Origin of the sequence: Streptococcus danieliae, assembly GCF_013415245.1 — a bacterium.
Taxonomy (GTDB): Bacteria; Bacillota; Bacilli; order Lactobacillales; family Streptococcaceae; genus Streptococcus; species Streptococcus danieliae_A.
The window spans coordinates 1-1,236 of sequence record NZ_JACBXX010000214.1; the positions used below are offsets into that span (position 1 = coordinate 1).

General features: G+C 46.4%; 1 protein-coding gene. It reads right to left on the minus strand.

The features are described 5' to 3' along the window. On the minus strand, nt 1-1,236 hold a 1,236-nt coding region (locus HZY94_RS09410), incomplete at both ends, for a Rib/alpha-like domain-containing protein (RefSeq protein WP_257151914.1).

A 1,236-nucleotide genomic window follows, 5' to 3' on the forward strand; every position in this document is an offset into this window, starting at 1 on the left:
TTTCTCCAACTTTAACAGTCTGATCCATTGGAGCTGGTGTGTTACTGTCCGCTTGACTTGGATTTTCTGCAACCTTAACTGTCACAGGAACCTTGTCTTGAGAACCATCTGGGTAAGTTACCACAACAGTTACTTGTTGCTCACCTGACTTGCTAGTATCTACTGGTGTTTCGAATGCTACCTTAGTACCTGCTGGAAGCTCAGTCATATTACCGATTGACTTCTCAGCCGATGGTGTTTCTCCAACCTTAACCGTTTGTTCTGCTGGAGTTGGTGTATTCGTGTCTGCTTGACTTGGCTCTTCTACAACCTTAACTGTCACAGGAACCGTGTCTTGAGAACCATCTGGGTAAGTCACTACTACCGTAGCTGGTTTATCACCAGCTTGGCTTGTGTCCACTGGTGTCTCAAAGGCAGCTTGGGTGCCTTCTGGAAGCTCAGTCATATTACCGATTGACTTCTCAGCCGATGGCGTTTCACCAACCTTAACCGTTTGATCTGCTGGAGTTGGTGTATTGGTTGCTGCTTGAGTTGGCTCTTCTACAACCTTAACTGTCACAGGAACCGTGTCTTGAGAACCATCTGGGTAAGTCACTACTACCGTAGCTGGTTTATCACCAGCTTGGCTTGTGTCCACTGGTGTTTCGAATGCTACCTTAGTACCTTCTGGAAGCTCAGTCATATTACCGATTGACTTCTCAGCCGATGGTGTTTCTCCAACCTTAACCGTTTGATCCGCTGGAGTTGGTGTGTTAGTTGCTGCTTGACTTGGATCTTCTACAACCTTAACTGTCACAGGAACCGTGTCTTGAGAACCATCTGGATAGGTCACAACAACCATCGCTGGCTTGTCACCTGGCTGGCTAGTGTCCACTGGGGTTTCAAATTCTACCTTAGTATCTGCTGGAAGCTCAGCTAGGTTACTGATTGATTTCTCTGCGGATGGTGTTTCACCAACTTTAACAGCTTGTTCAGCTGGAGTTGGTTCGTTAGCAGCCGCTTGAGTTGGATTTTCTTCAACCTTAACAGTTACTGGAACCTTATCTTGCGAGCCATCTGGGTAGGTTACAACTACAGTCACTGGTTGATCACCTGACTTGCTGGTATCTACTGGAGTTTCAAACTCAACCTTAGTTCCTTCTGGAAGTTCAGCTAGGTTACTGATAGATTTCTCTGCGGATGGTGTTTCACCAACTTTAACAACTTGTTCAGCCGGAGTTGGTTCGTTAGTAGCTG